The 20,674-nt window shown below is 46.9% G+C and carries 21 protein-coding genes; 12 read left to right on the top strand and 9 right to left on the bottom strand.

Annotated elements, in window-relative coordinates; all coding sequences use genetic code 11:
- The first annotated feature begins 178 nt into the window (after positions 1–178).
- Positions 179–526, top strand: coding sequence for an ArsR/SmtB family transcription factor (locus tag HW560_RS32320; RefSeq protein WP_074093855.1), 348 nt, complete (start codon positions 179–181; stop codon positions 524–526).
- Positions 527–556: 30 nt separating this feature from the next.
- Positions 557–1,072: an SRPBCC domain-containing protein gene (locus HW560_RS32315; protein ID WP_090894100.1), complete on the top strand. Its 516-nt coding sequence runs from the start codon at positions 557–559 to the stop codon at positions 1,070–1,072.
- Between the two features lie 80 nt (positions 1,073–1,152).
- Here HW560_RS32315 and HW560_RS32310 read toward each other — a convergent pair whose 3' ends face one another.
- Entirely contained in the window at positions 1,153–2,070 is a 918-nt protein-coding gene (locus HW560_RS32310) for an ArsR/SmtB family transcription factor (RefSeq protein WP_090894102.1), read from the bottom strand.
- Positions 2,071–2,424: 354 nt separating this feature from the next.
- Between HW560_RS32310 and HW560_RS32305 the strand changes: the two genes are divergently transcribed.
- The 7 genes from HW560_RS32305 to HW560_RS32275 all read left to right on the top strand — a co-directional run bounded on the left by HW560_RS32305 (position 2,425) and on the right by HW560_RS32275 (position 10,961).
- On the top strand, positions 2,425–3,384 hold the full coding sequence (locus HW560_RS32305) for an arabinan endo-1,5-alpha-L-arabinosidase AbnA (protein WP_177185777.1): 960 nt from the start codon (positions 2,425–2,427) through the stop codon (positions 3,382–3,384).
- A 133-nt stretch (positions 3,385–3,517) separates the two neighbouring features.
- On the top strand, positions 3,518–4,858 hold the full coding sequence (locus tag HW560_RS32300; protein ID WP_090894106.1) for an ABC transporter substrate-binding protein: 1,341 nt from the start codon (positions 3,518–3,520) through the stop codon (positions 4,856–4,858).
- Between the two features lie 248 nt (positions 4,859–5,106).
- Complete coding sequence (locus tag HW560_RS32295) at positions 5,107–5,997, top strand: carbohydrate ABC transporter permease (RefSeq protein ID WP_062324023.1); 891 nt, start codon at positions 5,107–5,109, stop codon at positions 5,995–5,997.
- 26 nt (positions 5,998–6,023) lie between these two features.
- Entirely contained in the window at positions 6,024–6,866 is an 843-nt protein-coding gene (locus HW560_RS32290; RefSeq protein WP_090894108.1) for a carbohydrate ABC transporter permease, read from the top strand.
- A gap of 56 nt (positions 6,867–6,922) precedes the next feature.
- On the top strand, positions 6,923–8,344 hold the full coding sequence (locus HW560_RS32285) for an arabinan endo-1,5-alpha-L-arabinosidase (protein ID WP_179265970.1): 1,422 nt from the start codon (positions 6,923–6,925) through the stop codon (positions 8,342–8,344).
- 595 nt (positions 8,345–8,939) lie between these two features.
- On the top strand, positions 8,940–9,920 hold the full coding sequence (locus HW560_RS32280; RefSeq protein ID WP_179265588.1) for a glycoside hydrolase family 43 protein: 981 nt from the start codon (positions 8,940–8,942) through the stop codon (positions 9,918–9,920).
- A gap of 192 nt (positions 9,921–10,112) precedes the next feature.
- Complete coding sequence (locus HW560_RS32275) at positions 10,113–10,961, top strand: EcsC family protein (protein ID WP_090894113.1); 849 nt, start codon at positions 10,113–10,115, stop codon at positions 10,959–10,961.
- Between the two features lie 546 nt (positions 10,962–11,507).
- On the opposite strand, the gene HW560_RS32270 is transcribed toward HW560_RS32275, so the two are convergent.
- The 7 genes from HW560_RS32270 to HW560_RS32240 form a co-directional block, all read right to left on the bottom strand.
- A complete protein-coding gene (locus tag HW560_RS32270) occupies positions 11,508–12,776 on the bottom strand; it encodes an MFS transporter (protein ID WP_090901889.1) in 1,269 nt (422 codons plus the stop codon).
- A 441-nt stretch (positions 12,777–13,217) separates the two neighbouring features.
- Positions 13,218–13,709 carry a preQ(1) synthase gene (queF, locus tag HW560_RS32265; protein ID WP_179265587.1) on the bottom strand — a complete coding sequence of 164 codons (492 nt, stop codon included), beginning with the start codon at positions 13,707–13,709 and terminating at the stop codon, positions 13,218–13,220.
- 123 nt (positions 13,710–13,832) lie between these two features.
- Entirely contained in the window at positions 13,833–14,585 is a 753-nt protein-coding gene (gene queE / locus HW560_RS32260; RefSeq protein WP_179265586.1) for a 7-carboxy-7-deazaguanine synthase QueE, read from the bottom strand.
- Positions 14,578–15,069: a 6-carboxytetrahydropterin synthase QueD gene (gene queD / locus HW560_RS32255; protein ID WP_090894119.1), complete on the bottom strand. Its 492-nt coding sequence runs from the start codon at positions 15,067–15,069 to the stop codon at positions 14,578–14,580. Before queD ends, queE begins: the two co-directional genes overlap by 8 nt.
- On the bottom strand, positions 15,066–15,755 hold the full coding sequence (gene queC / locus HW560_RS32250; protein WP_179265969.1) for a 7-cyano-7-deazaguanine synthase QueC: 690 nt from the start codon (positions 15,753–15,755) through the stop codon (positions 15,066–15,068). The genes queD and queC overlap by 4 nt, the downstream gene beginning before the upstream one ends.
- Positions 15,756–16,117: 362 nt before the next feature.
- Positions 16,118–16,822, bottom strand: coding sequence for an AIM24 family protein (locus tag HW560_RS32245; RefSeq protein WP_179265585.1), 705 nt, complete (start codon positions 16,820–16,822; stop codon positions 16,118–16,120).
- Between the two features lie 18 nt (positions 16,823–16,840).
- Positions 16,841–17,296 (bottom strand): hypothetical protein, encoded by a 456-nt coding sequence (locus HW560_RS32240; RefSeq protein ID WP_090894123.1) that lies wholly within the window; start codon positions 17,294–17,296, stop codon positions 16,841–16,843.
- A 340-nt stretch (positions 17,297–17,636) separates the two neighbouring features.
- Here HW560_RS32240 and HW560_RS32235 point away from each other — a divergent pair, with 340 nt between their 5' ends.
- The 3 genes from HW560_RS32235 to HW560_RS32225 all read left to right on the top strand — a co-directional run bounded on the left by HW560_RS32235 (position 17,637) and on the right by HW560_RS32225 (position 19,844).
- Positions 17,637–17,804 carry a hypothetical protein gene (locus tag HW560_RS32235; RefSeq protein WP_167434599.1) on the top strand — a complete coding sequence of 56 codons (168 nt, stop codon included), beginning with the start codon at positions 17,637–17,639 and terminating at the stop codon, positions 17,802–17,804.
- A gap of 207 nt (positions 17,805–18,011) precedes the next feature.
- Entirely contained in the window at positions 18,012–18,716 is a 705-nt protein-coding gene (locus tag HW560_RS32230; RefSeq protein ID WP_143066996.1) for a hypothetical protein, read from the top strand.
- Positions 18,717–18,878: 162 nt separating this feature from the next.
- Entirely contained in the window at positions 18,879–19,844 is a 966-nt protein-coding gene (locus HW560_RS32225) for a helix-turn-helix transcriptional regulator (protein WP_090894129.1), read from the top strand.
- 55 nt (positions 19,845–19,899) lie between these two features.
- Here the strand turns inward: HW560_RS32225 and HW560_RS32220 are convergent, their stop codons facing one another.
- The gene (locus HW560_RS32220; RefSeq protein ID WP_090894131.1) at positions 19,900–20,571 is read right to left on the bottom strand and encodes a 3'-5' exonuclease; all 672 of its coding nucleotides are present in this window, start codon (positions 20,569–20,571) and stop codon (positions 19,900–19,902) included.
- Between the last annotated feature and the right edge of the window lie 103 nt (positions 20,572–20,674).

The following is a 20,674-nucleotide window of genomic DNA, read 5'->3' as shown; positions in this document are numbered from 1 at the left end:
TCCATCGGGATGTAGTATACATCATTCGGAATTATTTAATAAAAGTTATAATTATTTTGATAATATTCCTTTACAGGAATATTCCTTATGGGGTATGCTTTGAATATCAGGAAGAAGAACATTTTGGTGAAGGAGATGAGATTCTACCTATACACATTAACTGAATGAGGTGAACAGCATGTCAGGACACAATCCGGGTATGGATATGGCCTTGCTGGGCGCTTTGGCTGAACCGAATCGTATGCATATCGTCGAATTATTACGTGATGGTCCTCTTACTGTGGGGGAAATTGCTGAACAGCTGGGATTACGTCAACCTCAAGCTTCGAAGCATTTGAAAGTGCTCAGTGATCATGGCATTTTGGATGTAAAGGCCGTGGCCAACCGCAGGATTTACAAGCTCCGTCCAGAACCTTTTCAAACATTGGATGAGTGGGTGCAGTCGTTTCAGAATATCATGGAAGACCGTTTTGACAATCTGGATCATTATTTGCGTGAACTGCAAAGTAAGAAAGACAAACCATAGGTATTCGCTAACTCATAAGGAGGAATGACAATGTTAAACAACGGAATGGCGTCGAGTGTGGAAAATGAAAAGGTACTTGTACTTGAGCGTGTATTTGACGCACCTCGTGAGCTTGTGTTCAGCATGTTCAAGGAAGCGGAACATCTTCAGCACTGGTGGGGACCGAGAGGGTGGGCCATTCCTGTCTGTAATGTGGATTTTCGACCAGGCGGTGTTTGGCATTACTGCATGAAATGTGAGGATAAGAACCAGGGAGATTTTTACGGTATGGAATCTTGGGGAAAAGGTGTGTATAAGGAAATTGTTGAGCCGGAACGGATTGTTTATATCGATTATTTCTCGGACGCCGAAGGCAACACAGATGAGAACCTGCCGACAACCGAAGTAACCATGCTATTCATTGATCTTGGGGGCAAGACAAAGATCGTTAATCGATCAGAGTATGTATCCGCAGAGGCATTGCAAACCGTCATGGATATGGGGATGTTGCAGGGAATTACGGAAACCTGGGACCGTTTGGCGGAACGTCTGAACGAAGTGAAGTAACAGAAAATGAAAACAGCCGTCCGTTTTTTAACTGGGCGGCTGTTTGTTGATTTTTGAGGTGTAACGCAGTTTATACTCAACTATTCCTCTTGCACATTATAAAGTACACGCGCAAGCAGGTTCTGCCCGTAATTGCCGAAATTTTTGCCAAAGATCGTCAATCCCCGTTTATTCACGGGTTCGTCCGTTACTGCAATCCGAAAGTGGATATCGCTTTTGTAATCAAGGCCAATCTGGTCCAGAGTAACATCGGAGATGCGGCATCCATCAATATAGCTGCCCTCTTGAGTGATGCGGATCAGCTTCAGCATCCCGTATTGATTCAGATGCGGCGGCCACCAGTCTGGATTGAACGTACCCCGGGTATTGCCAAAATCGCCTGGACTCGTCCAACAGCCAATCTCGATGCCGTTGACGTAGAAAAAAATATCCGAAGGGTAATTATCGCAAAAACCTGGCGCTTCTGAACCCAATTCCATGGATAACTGGATTTCGCTGAACGTCTGATTAGGCTTAAGGTAGTTGGGAATACGATACTCCAGATAACCTTCGGCCAGCCAAATCATCTCTGCATCAATACGGAGTGGGTCAGCAAAGTAGCGCGGATCATCGAACTCACCGACGATGCTGTCTCGGGTGGCGAGACCACATGTAGGAGCTGCCTGATAATCGCTATAATGACCTACCTGAATTTCAACCTCGTATCGGTTAAAAATCTCCTGTGAACGCAGGTCGACCATTAGTTTTTCCTCATTGAGATAACAAATCTTCTGAATTCCATGTTTGCCAACCGCAGTGTTGATCTCAATCAGGCCGCTTTCTTCCAATTTCTTAATATGCATTGTAATGGCGCCATTGCTGAGCCCCAGTTTGGTTGCGAGATCATTGAGGTTAAGACTCTGGTTCTTGGCAAGCAACTCAATAATCTGAATCCGGATTTCGGAACTGAGTGCTTTGAAAATATTAACGCCAGACATCAGATCTTTAATATAAATCATAGGTGGTTTTCCTTTCCACGTTCTGAACAAAGCCCTTCTGAGTTCCAGGCTTCTGTACATTTATATGGTTTGTTTTAGATAATTATAAATGATTACCCGATGGAAGGGAAGGGCAGAGAAAAGGAAGCCAAATCCCGTGTATACATAGCATAAATGAGCGTAATATTCATAAAATGTTGAATATTTACTTTAAAAAATAACTTGAATCATTTCATATATATTTGAAATATACCATTGAAATGTGATGTAACCGCTTTTATAATCCTAGTATACCTAAATTGATTTAATACTTCATGAACCAAATTAACTATTTGATCAGGAGAGGTGGAATTCGATTTGGAAAAGTTCAAAGGAATGACAAGATTCAGGAAGAAGCGTTGGGCATTGCCTGCACTACTTGTACTTGTTTTGCTATTGGCGGGTCAGTCCCGGGCATTCGCGGCATTTTGGAATCTGAGCGGAGATATTGCCGTCCACGATCCATCCATCATCAAAGAAGGAAACTCATGGTATACCTTCTCAACAGGTCCTGGTATTCAGGTACTGAAATCGGATAACGGGTCATCATGGTATCGGGTTCCACAGATTTTCCTGAGTAAGCCATCCTGGTGGGCCTCTGCCGTTCCGGGACAGAGCGGTCTGGATGTATGGGCACCTGACGTTGAGCAGTACAACGGAAAAGTGTGGCTGTATTATTCCATCTCTACCTTTGGCTCCAACAGATCTGCGATCGGGCTTGCGTCTGCAACCAGCATTGGAGCAGGTCAGTGGAAGGATGAGGGATTAGTGCTTCAAACCACAACCGCCAACAATTATAACGCTATTGATCCGAATCTGGTCATCGATGCTTCAGGCAACCCGTGGCTAGCTTTCGGTTCTTTCTGGAGCGGTCTGAAGATTGTGAAACTCGACAAAAACACAATGAAACCGACCGGAAGCATATCCTCCATTGCGGCGCGTCCGAATAATGGTGGTGCCATTGAAGCTCCAAGTATTGTGTATCGGAATGGCTATTATTACTTGTTTGCCTCGATTGATTCTTGCTGCCAGGGCGTAAATAGCACGTACAAAATGGTCTATGGACGTTCAACGAGTATTACAGGTCCTTATGTGGACAAAAACGGTATGAGCATGTTGAATGGCGGCGGAACGATATTGGACTCGGGGAACGTCAAGTGGAAGGGACCCGGTGGTCAGGATGTGTATAACGGTAATGTGATTGCGCGCCACGCCTATGATGCTGATGATAATGGCAATCCAAAATTGCTAATCAACGACTTGCTATGGGATTCCAGCGGATGGCCAACATACTAATTTATTTTAAATAAATATAAAATGTTTTAATAAAGTATTGACTAAAGTGATCTGGGTTTGATAAATTTAACAACAGAAATCTTATTTCCAGCTACTTGAATACGGTTACAAATCCAGATCAGGAGGGGTTCAGATGGTAAAGAAAAAGAGTTTGGTTACGATAATGCTTCTTATGCTTGTAAGCGCAATCGTGTTTGCAGGCTGCGGTGGCAGCAGCGGTTCAAGCGGGGACAAGGAACTGACGTTTATGTTCCGGGGCGGAACAGATGAACAGAAGGCATATCAAGCCGTTGTTAAGAAATTCGAAGAAGAGCATCCAGGTGTCAAAGTCAAAATTATCGTAACAGCTGCGGATCAGTACGCAACCAAATTGAGAGCTGCTATTACAGGCAACAGCTTGCCAGACGTATTCTATTTTAACCCTGGCGATGTGAAAGCCTATGTGAACAGCAATGTGTTGATGAATCTGACACCTTACGTTGAAAATAATGCGGATGTAGATCTCGATAACATCTGGAAATATGGTGTGGATCTGTATCGCTATGATGGCAAAATGGCAGGTCAGGGCGATCTCTACGGCATGCCGAAAGATCTGGGTCCGTTTGCACTCGGTTATAACAAAACTTTATTTGAAAAAGAAGGCATTCCATTCCCTGACAAGGACAAGCCATATACATGGGATGAGTTCATTAAGGTAAACCAGCAAGCGACCAAGGATACGAATGGAGACGGCAAACCGGACGTATTTGGTACAGGCTTTAACGTACAGTGGGCCTTGCAAGCTTTTGTATGGAGCAATGGCGCCGACTGGCTGGATGAAACGAAAACAAAAGTGACCATTGATGATCCGAAATTCGCGGAAGCACTGCAATTCTTTGCGGACATGCAAAACAAATACAAAATCACGCCTTCCATTGAGGAAGCGCAAACATTGGATACGTACCAACGCTGGATGAAAGGGGAAATGGCTTTCTTCCCTGTAGGTCCATGGGATATGAGTACATTCGAGAAACTGCCTTTCGAGTATGACCTGCTGCCTTTCCCTGCGGGCTCTACCGGAAAATCCGCAACGTGGATCGGTTCACTCGGTATCGGTGTATCGGCCAAAACGAAATATCCAGAAGAAGCTGCAGCATTGGTTAATTACCTCACAGCTTCCAAAGAAGGCATGCAGCAGTTGGTGGATGCCAAAGTACAGATCCCGAATTTGCTCGATATGGCTGACGAATGGGCTAAGGATACATCTACAAAACCAGCCAACAAACAGGAATTCATTGATATCGTAGAAGATTATGGCCGTTCTCTTCCAGGGAACTACACGTACAACGCAGAATGGTATGACCTGTTCTTCACCGACATTCAACCGGTTCTGGATGGCAAGATTACAGCCGCAGAATATGTGAAGCAGCAGCAGCCCAAAATGCAAAAGCTGTTAGACAAAGCGGTAGAACAAGAGAAGAAATCTCAGAAATAAAACATTTAGCAACATGCTGAAATCATGTGAATGAAATAAGAATGAAGTTAGGTTCAGAGAGAAGCAGCCTAAGCCAAATGGATAGAGTAGTAGATTCCGTTTTTCAAAAAAAGGCGGTGCCAGCAGCCTGCTATCACGCTGCTGGCATCATTTTGGATTCCATACGGGTATGTTGCATGAATTGATCAAGCAAGCAGGCGTGTATCGATTCATGCAACATGCTGATATTAGAAACAGGGGTGAGCGCAGTGATTACAAAATCTAGTTTGTATCGCAAAGAGAGGCTGTACGGATATTTATTTATTTTGCCTCCGGTTCTTGGTTTGCTGATCTTTGTCCTGTTCCCTTTCCTATATTCCTTGTACGGTTCGTTTACGGATTGGGATGGCTTGGGACAGATGAACTTTATTGGTTTAGCCAATTTTAAGGATTTGCTCACGGATGATCTGTTTTACAAAGCGATGTTCAACACCTTTTATCTGATGCTGGGTATCCCGATTGGTTTGTTGCTTGCATTGCTGCTGGCGATGGGTCTGAATCGTAAAATTCCCGGCACAACGACGTTCCGTGTAATCTATTATATTCCGGTTATTTCTTCCCTCGCAGCGGTGTCCATCATGTGGAACTGGGCGTACAACGGGGATTACGGATTAGTGAACCAATTCCTGGATCTGTTCGGTATTGAAGGCCCTAACTGGCTCGCAAACAAAGATACAGTTAAACCGGCCCTGATTATTATGACGGTATGGAAAGGTCTAGGTTATACGATGTTATTGTATCTGGCTGCACTGCAAAGTGTGTCACGTACATATTACGAAGCAGCTGAGCTCGATGGAGCAAACGGGTTCCAGATTTTCCGCAACATCACCTGGCCGATGGTGAAGCCAGTTACCTTTTTCCTCGTTGTTACGAATATCATTGGTGGTTCCCAAATCTTCACCGAAATGAACATTATGACGCCTACCGGCGGTCCTGAATATTCATCTGCATCCATCGTCTTCTACATCTGGCAGAAAGCATTTAGCAACCTGCAAATGGGTTATGCCTCTGCGATGGCCATGATTCTTGGTATTTTCATTTTTGTCATTACCTTGGTGCAATTCAAAATGAACGAAAAATCAGCCTATGATGGGGATTAATGGTCTAGGAAAGGAGTGAACCGGAGATGTCTTACAGTCAAAAGAGGAAACTAACGAACTCTATCATTTTTATCGTGTTGGCACTTGGTGCTATTGCGATGATTGCACCACTGATCTGGATGTTGTCCACTTCCGTGAAGGAGAAGCAAGATGTGTTCGCACTTCCGCCTGTGTGGATACCTGAAGTGTTCCAATTCGGAAAGTATAAGGAAATCTGGGAAGCAGGTCCGCTACTCAGCGGGATCAAAAACAGCTTGATCGTGGCGATCAGTGTTACCGTTGTCGGGACGTTTACGTCGAGTATCGCTGCCTTTGCTTTTGCCAAATTAAGATTTCCGCATAAAAATAAATTGTTTCTAGCATTGCTCGCATCGATGATGATTCCGTATCCGACAGTCATGATTCCGCAGTTCATCATGTTCTCGAAGCTGGGCTGGGTGGACACACTGCTGCCGCTTATCGTTCCAGGATTATTTGGTAACGTCGTCATGATCTTCTTCCTGCGTCAATATCTGCTTAGTGTGCCTGATGCCATTATTGAAGCAGCGAAAATTGATGGCAGCTCTTATTTCCGACTGTACTCCAGCATTACGTTCCCGCTCATTAAACCGGCGATTGCCGCTCAGCTGATTCTCTGGTTCATGGGCATCTGGAACGATTATCTGGCACCGATTATTTATCTGAATTCACCTGAAAAACAGACCTTGCAGCTCGTTATTGCGAACTTTAATGCCACGTATGCGATCCAGACGGATTATCCGCTCATTATGGCAGCATCCATTGTTGCGCTGCTGCCGGTATTGATCATCTTCCTGATCTTCCAAAAACAGATTATTGAATCGGTAGCGATCTCTGGAGTGAAAGGATGAATCAGCGGAGAACATTCCGCGGGTGGACGAATTCAGGAAAAGGAGTTGTTGCTTCCATGCTGCTGCTGCTGTTGGTCGGAGTTACAGGCTGTTCTGGAGATGGCGCAGGGGAATCGGTGTCCACGCCGGTCTTTCCTGAGGCTCCCCAAGATACTCAATTGTATGACACCTCCATTTTGGATGATGAATCCCGTTGGACTGTGAACAATGCGCATGATCCAGCCATTATCAAAACAGATCAGGGATACTACGTCTATTCCACAGACGTCCGTGTCGCAGGGGAAGCGAAACCCGGCGTCATGGTACGCAAATCGGATGATCTGATTAACTGGTCATGGGTAGGTCAGGCTTTGCCAGGCATTCCGAAGGAAGCCCTAGATTGGACTGGAGCGGTAAATCTGTGGGCACCGGATGTGATTCAGGTTGGCGACACCTACCGGATGTATTATTCGGCTTCGACCTTTGGCAGTACGCGTTCGGCTATTGGTTTGCAAACATCCTCGTCCCCGGAGGGTCCTTGGACAGATGAAGGGTTGGTTGTTAAAACATCCGAGAATGAAAAGGATAAGTTAAATGCCATTGATGCCAATCCGGTATTGGATGCCGAAGGCAATTCATGGATGGTCTACGGTTCCTTTTTCGATGGGATATACATTGCACCTCTGGATCCGGAAACTGGAAAGTTCAAGGAAGAGGGGTATGGTACTCGCATTGCCGCCCGTGATCGTGCTACAGAAGAAGGTGCGGTGGAGGGTCCATATATTGTGTATAACCCGGAGTTCAAAAAGTATTATCTATTCGTCTCATATGATTCCTTATTCGAAGATTATAACGTGCGTGTAGCCCGCGCTGATTCCATTACAGGTCCCTACACGGACGTAAATGGCATGAACATGCTGGATACGGAGCATCTGCCTCAATATGAAGTAGGAACCAAAATTCTGGGTGGATACCGCTTCACCGAAGGTGAAGGCTGGGTTGCACCAGGACATAACTCGGTCCTTAAGGATGGCGACAATTATTATATCGTGCATCATGCGAGAGGGGAGACGGATAAAAACTGGCCGTATCTGCATGTACGTAAAATGCTGTGGACCAAGGACGGCTGGCCTGTGGTATCACCAGAACGTTATGCAGGTGAGTACACACAGGACATACCGAAGTCGATGATCGCCGGGGAGTGGGAAGGACTGGCTGTTGACCCGTCGGTGGACGGACAGGTGCAGGCAGTGCCTTACACCTTGCAAGCCAATGGCCAATTGAAAAGCGAAAACGGTTCAGGCAAATGGACGTTTGACGGCAAACAAACACTGACGCTGGAGTGGAAAGAAAGCCCGTGGGGCGGAGCTTCCACAGAGGAGCTCAAGCTGCTCCCATCCTGGGACTGGGAGCGAAGCCAGCCAGCGCTCGTGGTTACTGGTCTGAACGATCGCGGCATTGCCGTCTGGGGCAAGCAGATCAGCGCAGCGGAGAAGTAAAGAGCCTTAGATATGGCTCGAACTAGGGCGGAGTCGACCGAGCGCGGTTAGAGCGAGGCTGTTGCTTTTGAGGTGCACCAGCAGTGAAGGGGGAGGAAGGAGCCGAAGGAGCGACTTTGGCATCCGATTTCAACCGCCAAGAGCGGTGGGAAAAAGAAATCGGAGGACAAGAGAGCGACAAGGCCCTGCCACCTCCGGAGCGTTCGCGGTGTACCAAGGGCTGGCCGAAAAAATATGGCCAGCGATGCACTTAGTGGGGAGAGTCGACCAAGCGAAGCAGTCGACCCCATAGATACAGAGCCACACCGACGGCTCGGAGTTTGGATTTGGTTCAGCGAGCGCGGTTAGAGCGAGGCTGTTGCTTTTGAGGTGCACCAGTAGTGAAGGGGGAGGAAGGAGCCGAAGGAGCGACTTTGGCATCCGATTTCAACCGCCAAGAGCGGTGGGAAAAAGAAATCGGAGGACAAGAGAGCGACAAGGCCCTGCCACCCCCGAAGCGCCCGCGGTGTACCAGCAATAGGTTTTATGTTTACCGCACAAGGTTACAAATCTTCACTCCGAGCCATACACACACATTTGAAAGGGGAGCATTCCCATGACTGATTCCATTACATTTACCAATCCCATTCTGGAGCAGCGTGCTGATCCGTGGGTGTACCGTCACACAGATGGCTATTACTATTTCTCTGCTTCCGTGCCAGCCTTTGACCGGATTGAGATTCGGCGTGCACAAACCTTGGAAGAGTTGCGAGATGCTGAGCCGGTAACGGCTTGGCACAAACATGAGACAGGACCGATGAGTGCCAACATTTGGGCACCTGAGATTCATTTTATCGATGGAAAATGGTATATACATTACGCTGCAGCCCATACCAGCGAAACCAATGAGGGCCTTTTCGACCACCGCATGTATGTGCTGGAGAACGACTCGCCCAACCCGCTCGAAGGCGCGTGGGTAGAGAAGGGACAGATTCGGACGCGTTGGGAGACATTTGCCTTGGATGCAACAACGTTTGAACACAAAGGGATCCGTTATTTGGTCTGGGCGCAAAAGGACCCGGACATTCCGGGCAACTCCAACCTGTACATTTCCGAAATGGAAAATCCATGGACGCTGCGTGGGGAGCAGGTCATGATTTCTACGCCGGAATATGATTGGGAGATCATCGGCTTCAAGGTAAATGAAGGGGCAGCAGTGCTGCATCGCAATGGGCGGATCTTCATTGGTTACTCGGCGAGTGCGACCGACTATAATTATTGTATGGGGTTGCTCACTGCGGATGAAGACACCGATTTGCTTGATCCAGCGAGCTGGGTGAAATCGCCTAAGCCGGTATTCCAAACGTGTGAAGAGAATGGTCAATATGGTCCGGGTCACAACAGCTTTACGGTATCACCGGACGGCAAGACGGATATTCTCATCTATCACGCACGAAATTACAAGGACATCGAGGGAGACCCTCTCTACGATCCGAATCGTCACGCCCGCGCGCAGGTCATTCACTGGAACGAAGATGGCACGCCTCACTTTGGAGTCCCTGTTCCGGATGGGAAGGCTGCAGCTAAAGCAAAATAAGAATTGAGGTTTTGGATCAAAAGAGCCCTTTATTTAGCGAATGACGCTGATTAAGGGTTCTTATTTATGCAAACATTGTGTATGAAGGCATGAGGATGAATACCATAAACTTACATAGAAGCAACCATCCCTCTGACCAAAGCGTATGAGGAGTATACAATTTACTATACACATAACATTAGGAGGCCATATATGGATTCGCGTGAGACATTGGACCGGGAGCTGGAACAGATTTTAAAATGGGAAAAAGGGCAGAAGGACTTGTTTATTTGGGACAAAATTGGACGTTTGCCATTTGCCATGCTGGATAAAGTGATGCCCAAAGCGCTGAAACAGAAGATTGGCGACTCGCTGAACGAAGTCGGCCAGTATGTGCAGAATGGCGGGAAATTTCTCGTTCAGAAAAAGAAGGTGGCTGAGCTGCTCCGAGAGGAAGCGATCCAATCCGGTTATTCCATGAAGGCCGATACCTCTTACGATGAACAGGATGGAGAGTCAAAGGATACGACGAAAATTCACAGCGTGGAAGGCTTACCGCTTGAAGTGCTGGATCGCACTGCCGATAGTATTACGGATAGTCGGACGAGGTTTGCTGCTGCACAAGGGGCTGCAACAGGTATCGGGGGCATTGTAACGATTGCGGCGGATATTCCGATGGTGATGGGGCTTTCCCTGAAGGTGCTGCAGGAGATGGCGTTATGCTATGGATATGATCCCGACGAACCTCAAGAGCGCATATTTATCGTCAAATGTCTGCAATTCTCTTCGGCAGATATTGTGGGCAAGAAAGCGATTATTGATGAACTCGCCGATTACGATAATCCGGATAAGCAGGTTGAGGTTATCTCTCAAATGCAGGGCTGGCGGGAGGTTTTTAATTCCTACAGTGAATCGTTTGGATGGAAAAAGCTGTTCCAGCTCATTCCGATTGCGGGTATGGTATTCGGTTCGGTGAGTAACAAAAATACGATTCGTGATGTTGCCGAAGCCGGAAAAATGTTATATAAAAAGCGCCTGATTCTTCAGCGCCTTTCGCAATGATGTCTTTTCACAAAAATGGCTATGTGACCACAGCCTCTCGGTTCTGATTCTGAGGCTAACGAATCGAGGGCACCCTATTATGGTCTATAGAAGGATGCGCTGATTCTAAGGAATATCACCATCGCTATTTGCATGATAATCATACTAAATGATGCGAAAACACACAAAACATGAGGAATAAGGCGTCTACGATTCGTTACATTGGCGGATTGTCAGAAATGATGCTAATAATGTGCGCTGGATTCGTTATACACATGTGATCCTACTGTTTTCCAAAATTTCTCGCAGGCTCAGTTGCTGCCGCTCTTGTTGGCTGACCACCCTTGTCATGAAGTAGGGCACCGCGTGGTGGAAGCTGCACACGGTTGACGCTAACGCTGACAAAACAAAAACGGGATGAAGCCTAAAGGTAAAGGCTTCATCCCATTTGCACATGCAAGCGTAAATTCAAGGTTAGTTAACCATCTGACGTTACTTTTCGCTAAACATTCGTAACAGTGTTCTTTGGTTTCATTGTGCATTGAAGTTTATGTTGTGTAGGATTTGTTATTCTTCACTACCATTCTCTTCCGCCCAACGGTTCAGCAACTTATCCGATGGAAGCAGGAAGGTGAAGATTCCGATCAGTGGCAGGAAGCTGCACATTTGCATGACTGGAGATACGCCGAACACGTCGATCCAGTTCCCCAGCACGAGAGCGCCCAGACCGCCCATACCAAATGCCAGGCCAGTAATCAGGCCGGAGACGGTTCCGATTTTGCCCGGAATCAGCATCTGTGCATACACAACGGTCACCGAGAAGCTGGATAACATGATGAAACCAATAATGGTCAGCAGCACGGCTGTCCAGAACAGATTCGCGTAAGGCAGCAGCAGCGCCAGTGGAGCGGCTCCAGCCATTGACAGAAAGATCATGTTGCGTTTACCAAAGCGATCCGCCAGTGGACCACCGAAGAACGTACCAAGAGCCCCAGCCGCCAGGAACAAGAAGATATAGATCTGTGCGTCCTCTGTGGACAAGTTGAATGTATCCTTCAGGTTAAACGCATAGAAGCTTCCGATTGAAGCGACATACCACGAACGGACAAAGACGAGCAGAATCAAAATGGTTATGGCAGCAGCAATCTTTTTACGTAATGCCGGATTGGGAGCACGACGGGCTGCCGCCTGTCTACGCAAATACCCTCCCGATTGCAGCATGCGTCCATACCAGCGAGCGATATAGATTTGCACCGCGATCCCCGCAGCAGCTATGCCCGTGAAGCCGATGGCGCCGAACAATCCAAACGGAATGAAAATCCATCTGGTGAGCAATGGAGCCAGAGATTGACCGGCGTTACCTCCCACCTGGAAGATTGACTGAGCGAGACCCCGACGAGGCCCTGCGGCCATATGGGATACCCGTGAACCCTCTGGATGGAAAGCCGCCGAACCGAGCCCAACAAAGATGACAGAGATCAGGACAGCCATATAACTGTCGGCGAAGGCTAGCAATAGCATACCGGTAAACGTAAAGCCCATACCGATGGGTAGAATGGATGGTGTCGGTTTTCTATCAGCAAACCAGCCTACAACAGGCTGCATGATGGAAGCAGTAAAGTTAATAGCAAACGAAATCCATCCGATCTGCGTATACGTGAGATGCATGGAGTCTTTCAGAATTGGAAAAATAGCTGGAATGACAGATTGGATGGAATCGTTGAACAAATGAACCAGACTGATGGCAATTAAGATCCGATAAACGGTACCTTGAGCATCCAATCCGGGTGGAGCTTTCGAACGCGCAGCGGCGTCTTTGGATAATGAATTTTGCATGGACATGAACAGTTCTCCTTTGGTCGCGGTCACGAGGGATCAGCGCCTGATGATGTGATGTGCCTAAGCATATTGTTACATAATAGGACAGATTTGATAGGTCGACAAGGGGAACAGGTGAAATTAACGTTCTCTTTATAATGTAAACTATTGATATACTTTAAAAAATCTACTATTAAGGTCTGCTAAATCAGAAATGATAAAGGACTGATCAATATGAAATCGCTATCACCATATGTTCTTGCCAAACGTAATTTGGCGATGACCATTCTATTGATGGCAGTCATGACTTTTCTGACTATCTATGTTGCATCGACGTCTCTGTACTTTGCTATCGGATTTTTTGTAAAAAAAAGCCGAATTTCTTCAGATAGAAGAGTTCGGCTTTTGTGTGTTCTATGAATTTATTGTGTACAAAACATAATTGATGTATCTACCCAATTAACGATTATCAATCGTCTCTGGATACATATCATGATTCATCATGCGGTGCTCAGCCATTTGCTCATACTTCGTACCCGGTTTGCCGTAGTTGGTGTACGGATCGATGGAAATGCCGCCGCGCGGCGTGAATTTACCCCACACTTCAATGAAGCGTGGGTCCATCAGTTTGATCAGGTCGTTCATGATGATGTTTACGCAATCCTCGTGGAAATCGCCATGGTTGCGGAAGCTGAACAGGTACAGCTTAAGTGACTTGCTCTCTACCATTTTTACATCAGGGATGTAGCTGATATAGATCGTTGCAAAGTCCGGCTGACCCGTGATCGGGCACAGGCTGGTGAACTCCGGGCAGTTGAATTTGACAAAATAATCCCGGTAGGGGTGTTTGTTATCAAAATTCTCCAGAATTCCCGGATCATATTCAAACGTATATTTTACGCCCTGGTTACCCAGCAACGTTAAATCTTGCATTTCTTCAGGTTGTCTCATGGATTCGTAAACGCTCCTTATTTCCGGCAACGCACGAAGCTTACCGGTATATATGATAGGCTATCTTAGCCTCTGGTTGTTTCCCAAATTACATCATGCCGCCCATTCCACCCATATAGCCCATTAGACGCCGCGTTTGTTGCCCCATACCAACGTATGAAGCTGTGGAAGCACACGAACGTCGTTCAGATCATCGGATGCACTGACTTGATCAATCAGCCACTCATAACGGGCAAGCAGCGAAGACGCCAGATCTGGCGTATCGGCAGAAGTGACATCCGGGTTCCCGGTCTGTAAAAATAAATCTGTGCCCGGATACCGTGCATGCACGCGGCGGGCGTAGTCCAAGTCTGTCTCATCAAAGATCACGATCTTCAGACTATGACTTCGTTCTACCGGGCCAGCGGCCAGCCGTCCGATCAGATCATCCAGCACGGCCCAATCGGTGTCCATGCCGGAGCTGGGTGGCTTGGGTGAGACGGTGACTTCGTCAATGTCCGCCAGCCAAGACTGCCAACGGGAGCCCTGCGTTTCTACCGCGGTGCGGATGCCGTTCTCCCGAAGCAGCTTAACCAATCCGCCCAGCGAAGCGAGTAGGGCAGGGTTGCCGCCTGAGATGGTCACATGGGAGAAGCGTGAGCCGCCAACGCGACGCAGCTCGTTCCACACGTCCTCCGGCGTAATCATCCGGATCAGATCCTTGCCACTGCCGTCCCAGGTAAAGGCCGAGTCGCACCAGGAGCAGCGATAATCGCAGCCCGCGGTGCGAACGAACATTGTTTTCTGCCCAATGACCATGCCTTCACCTTGAACCGTCGGGCCAAAGATCTCCATCACAGGAATACGAGCCTCTTTGCTCTGTTCCACACTACTCATCGATCATCCACTCCCGTCTGGCCTCGGCGTAACTGGTCGGCGTCTCATATAAGCGGACAAACTCTGTTCGACCACCTTCGGTCATTGCAGCATACGGTTCGGTCTGCAAGGCATGCTCCATCTGCTCGAACAACCAGACGACCATATTTTCAGCTGTCGTGTTCATGAGGGGAAGGGTTTCGTTCAAATACTGATGATCCAGATACCCTTCAATTTGTGTTTTCCATATCTCCTTGATATGTCCAAAATCAACCGTCAGTCCGGTCTCACCCGGGTAACCGCTAATGCCAAAAACGACTTTATACGTATGCCCGTGCAAGTTCTTGCACTTGCCTTCATAACAATGCAGATGATGCGCAGCGTCAAACGTAAACTCCTTGCTGACAAGCACACGTTTGCGATGATAGCGAAGCTGTGCAGGCAGGATATCTTCTCCAATCCGCTGCAACCGCTCCACAATGCGAAATGTTCCCGGTTCTCTCATCGCACGTCCGCTCCCGCAGTTCCAACAGTAGCAGAATCAGTGCGCTGCTCCAGATAGCGATCCAGTCCGGCTTTGCGCAGTTTGCAGGCAGGACATTCTCCGCAGCCATCGCCGATGATCCCGTTATAACAGGTTAGTGTACGCTCACGTACATAATCAAAGGCACCAAGATCATCCGCCATTTTCCATGTCTGGGCTTTGTCCAGCCACATCAGTGGGGTGTGAATAACAAACGGGTAGTCCATGGACAGATTCAGCGTTACATTCATCGATTTCACAAACGAATCCCGACAATCCGGGTAACCGCTGAAATCCGTTTCGCATACACCTGTGACCAGGTGACGAGCCCCTTTTTGCTTCGCCATAATAGCTGCAAAACTGAGGAACAGCAAATTCCGTCCATCTACGAACGTACTCGGCAGTTCGCCTTCTTCATGCGTAATCTCCACATCCGTACGGGTGAGTGCATTGGGCGCGAGTTGGTTTAACAAACTCATGTCCAGTACCGTTTGCTGCACACCCAGATCGCGAGCGATCTCTGCGGCGCATTCAATCTCCAGCTTGTGACGCTGGCCGTAATCGAAGGTAACCACCTCTACCTCAGCAAATTGCTGTTTGGCCCAGAACAAACAAGTTGTACTGTCCTGACCGCCGCTGAATACAACGACTGCTTTTTCTTCGTTCAACATAAAAAAACCTCTCCATCTTCTTAAGATCAATCCATGCACATAGGCACAGAGAGTCGGAAGAACAGAGAAGTTCATGAACTGGCATCCATCAAAAAACACACCTTCTCGTAAGCTGCTTCAAAAATGCAGGCACGATCTAGTGTCCTTAGTTTTTTACGTACGTTGTTACCTAAAATGTACGCAAGACTACATTGACCTTAGTGAAGGTCGAGTCTTATAGAGGGAGTTCGCGAACCTCTCCCATGCCATTGGCATGGATTTTCTTCTTCAATTGTCCGGTACAGTATAACACATTTCCAATACGGTGAGCATGCTTTTCATGAGACACCATATATAACCGAGCCTAACGTCATCTGGACTCATTTGATTATTACATTTCCAAAAGGAATGACTTCTTTCAGAATGCGCTTAAATAAGCCTTCATCATTCATATCCTGTTCCAGTCTATGATTTTCACGGCCGGCCTGAAAGAGTACAGAGCCATGACCTGTCATCTTCCAATGGTAGTTCATATGCTGGCTGGCAAGGTTGTTTCCATACACGGTAAGTTCAAGCTGCGCGTTCTCGGGATAGGCGATAATACTGCCTGCATCCACATACAGTGGTGCGGTAGGGTGCAGTTCCTGCTGGCAGACCTGACCTTGTGTCAGCAATCCGATTTTGCCTTTGCCCGAAAACTTCATTTTCACGGCATCGCGAGTGATCAGCATGTTTTTGATTTTCTGAATTTTGGTGTGCATCGTGACGCCGTCGGAGTAGAAAAAAAGGTGGCGGAAGTCGTACAGCAGATCACTGTTCTCGCTCAGTTCAACTTCCTTCATGGTGAATCCGGGAGGCAGGGCGGCCACAAATTGACAAGGACCGGTAATTTCGGATTTGATCAGCTTTTTTTTGCGATAGATACCTGAAATATTCATGAATTTGTCATGGCGACTGCTGCTTGGGCCACGAAAAGCGACAATTTGCTGGGGGTGGAGAATGTGCAGGCGGTCGTCCTGGATCAACGAAAACGTGACCACTTGTCCGGCTCCGCCAGCTTCGGCATTGTTCAGGTGTATGTGCATGCGGTTGCTCCTGTTCTTTTATACTCGGCCTGAACGGCGACGCATTCCCCAGCGCATCACACGAATCAGAACAAAGTAACCCAATATGAGTGAAACGGCAGTAATAATCATCGTTTGAATGCGTTTGGCAGTTGCCGTTTTGGCATCCTGATCATTTTGCAGCTTGCTCACCATGTCGGTCAGTTTTTCGTTTTGCGCCAGCAGCAGCTCGTTCTGGGCCTTGAATGCTTCGACATTTGCCTGGGCTTGTCCCAATTGGGCAGAGGTCTGATTCAATTGCTCCAGCGTCTGTTTATAGCTTTCCTGCAAGGCGTTTACTTCTCCAGGAAGCTCGGAGACTCGTTCCCATCCACTATAGATATCGGAGAATATATTGGCATTTGCTGCACTGACTGTAGAAGTCAAAGAAACAGTAAACAATACACATGTGGTGAATAACACCCGAATGAAATAACCCTGAATGGGTTTTGGCATAAATGGCACCTTCTTTCGGTTACATAATCGTTTGCCGATTCCGTCGTCATTTGTTGAAATACGGCTCTTACATTATACGTCAAAACCGGGACAATGGGTTCAAGATGATGTAGTTTTAATTACCCTATTTGAGAATAAATCAATACATGTGGACAGCTGTTTAATTTTAAGGGTGTCGGGGTAATAGAAGGACAGGGCAGCACTCTGGACGGTTTTGACCTCATTCTTTTACTTCAGCTCAGGGTGCCTGCTATTCATATTAACGAAATTTGTAATTTAATGAGAGAAAACAATATATCCGATTTTTATGAAGATCGTGAATACGAAGGGGTAGAGACGTATGTACACAACTAAACAAGCTGCAACAACCAAAACCATTATGATTACTGTAAATGGGGAGCCGATCGGGCGTGAATTGATTATCGACAGCATTACTTATGCGCCAATCACAGAACCTGATTCTATACAAAATTCACACAAAATGGGAATGAATACTTCTACGATTTAAGTTAGGACTTGTCATATAAAAGTGGTCTAAAAGCTTGGCATACTGCCAAGCTTTTTCGTCGTTTATTGTCGTAATTACACGGATTTAGGGACGAGAAACTAATATTATGGAAAAATTTCCTGCGAACATATGTTCCGTGACAATATAGTGTCCATTTACCCTGATAACTTAGAAGATAATACATATAAATCGGGGGAGAGACTACCAGTGAACTCAGTCTTTGAAGTATCTTATTCGTGGAATAGAGAGGCCATACCGACAGGGGGAGCCGACCCCGTATATATGATGGTAGAGTGGCGTAACGGTGCCCCTGCCAAAAGACTCAGGAAAATAGCACCCAAAATTGTGTCCCGAGACTTGGAACTTTTGCTCAAACCGGAATTTGGAATTCAGCTCAAGGGTATCTATGGCTGTCGTTCCAAAGAAACGGATATCGGTTGGGTTCTAAGACTTGGTGATGTATACAAGGGAGAGAGTAAACAAATCTTACTCGAATTCGCCATGGGACCTCGTGTATCGGGGAAAAGTGCCGTATGTTCAGCTTATTGGAGTACACGAAAGTTGAAACAAAGCCAGAGAGTGCTGCTGCGCAGAGAACAGTTGTATATTCAGTACACCAGTCATCTGGGCATGCTGCGCCAGCCGGAAGATCCTAAGGTAGAGAAGACGATTAAATTAAACGAAACCGTTCCTCTGATTAAACAAGCTTTGCGCGCTTATGAAAGAGGTCGTACACAAGAGGGCAGTGATATGCTGCGTCGTCACGCAGATGCTTTGTTAATTGAAGCGGCTCGCAAACAGGATCTGGATTATTATGCGGAAGCCGAAATTGTGGAGAAACTTCGGTACCATTACGGGATTACTTTTAATTCTATGGTTCATAATCGCGGAAAAACGATGTTAGGTGAATAGGGATAAAGAACTAGGGATGTTGAGGCGGAAAGGAATGTTTCTACATAATTTTTTGAAGGTGAAGTCAAGGAATAAGTCGAATGTACTAAACAACATACTAATAAAAAAATGGATGGAGTTGTATCGAATTTATTGAAACAACATCGTGGAGGGTCCGGCAAAATGACAGACCGACTGATCCGATTAATGCGCATTATAACTCTTGTGCAGGCCAAGCCGGGTATTCTGGCCCGTGAGCTTGCCGAGCGGTGCGAGACAACGGAAAGGACGATATACCGCGACATGGAGGCCCTCAGTGCAATGCATATCCCCATCGCCAATATGGGACACGGGAGAGGATACATGTTTATCAGCCATTTTGCCATGTATCCGCTGAATTGGTCTGATGAAGAAGCTCAAGCCTTTATGCACCTGGCAGAAGTCATGGAGAATATTCGTCCGTTGCTGAAGCCTGCTTTTGAGAGCGCGTATGAGAAAGTGGTTGCTTCGAGTCAGAAAAACAAAACAGAGCGAGTGGAATGGTCTGAGCAAATTGGCGGGTTGTTCAAGGTGGGTACTTCTGCTTGGCAAAATGAAAGTACCGAACTTCTGAATCATTCACTGGTGACCTTGCTTCAGGCCGGAATTTCCCAGAACACTATTGAAGGAGAATATCTGTTTCAAGGTAAAAAGGGGATTGCACGAATGGACCCCTACTGTCTTATTCCTCGTGAATACCGATTTGATCTGTTGGCGTATTGTCACCTGTCAGAGAAACTGAGAATATTTCAAGTGAACCGTTTGTACAGGGTTCGGATTTTGCCACGCACGTTCCGCAAAGATGATTACCTTTTACAATCTCACTTCCGTACGCCACAGGAACTTAGCGGCAGTACGGAGTGGACTGCATTCAAAATCAGATTCTCACTGCACGCTGTGGAGCGTGTCATGCAGGAGCAGTTTTTTGCACGCCCCATCTTGACGATTGAACCGGAAGGCACGTTGTTGTTTGAAGCCATATTGAGTGATGAAGAAGGGTTTCTAACCTGGTTGTCTCAATATGGACCCGATGCAGAAATTCTGGAGCCTGAGAAATATCGCCTCATGATGAAAGAACGTCTGGAACGTTGGCGGGAGATCTACAACTGAACTTTAGTATAGATCATGGCTGCTGTACCTTAGTTCAAACATGTGTTGTACGCAATTACTCTTTGGTCTTAAACAGGTGTGCAAGGTTTCCGAAAGGGGAATCTTTGTCGTCATCTTCTGTATTGCTGGAATAGACCACTTTGGATGTGATACCCTCATCATCTGCGGCGCAATTGGTTTCCAGTTTGAATTGATCAAATTGATGCATGAATACTTTGGCTGTATTAATCGCATCATCCAAAGCGCGGTGCTGGGTGCCATCGAATTCAATACCGCACAGTTCAAGAGCCTGAGCGAGTCCAAACTGACGGAATTTTCCTTCTTTGCGCACGGTGCGCGACCATTGCTGCTGAAGATCATTGTGGTTGGTGATCCAGGCTACATCAAGTTGATGAGTACGACAATGAGAGATCAGTTTGGTGCGGTCATCCGGTCCCCAGGAGCACATATAATAGGATTCACTTCCCATCCAGGCGATAAATTGATTCAGCGCTTCCGGAAAAAGAGGGGCTGCGTCGATGTCTTTCTGCGTAATACCCGTAAACTGAATCGTATCGGCAGACAGCACCGATTTATTGGATGGACGAACATAAGTGTGGAAAGAGTCCGATACGAACAGGCCGTGCTCACCTTCCGTTACTTTGACGGCACCGATATCTATAATTTCAGAAGAGTAACGTGTATTGCGACTTACTGTGAATTCAAGATCGTAAATAATATATGGCATAGGACAAGCTCCTTTATCAATTAATACATGGTTTCTATTTCTCTATATTACAGGGAACGCACGGCCATGTCAGCCATCGCCCATCAATTCATGGAGAGTGAGT

Origin of the sequence: Paenibacillus sp. E222, from assembly GCF_013401555.1 — a bacterium.
GTDB lineage: Bacteria > Bacillota > Bacilli > Paenibacillales > Paenibacillaceae > Paenibacillus.
This window is presented reverse-complemented; position numbering and strand designations above follow the sequence as displayed.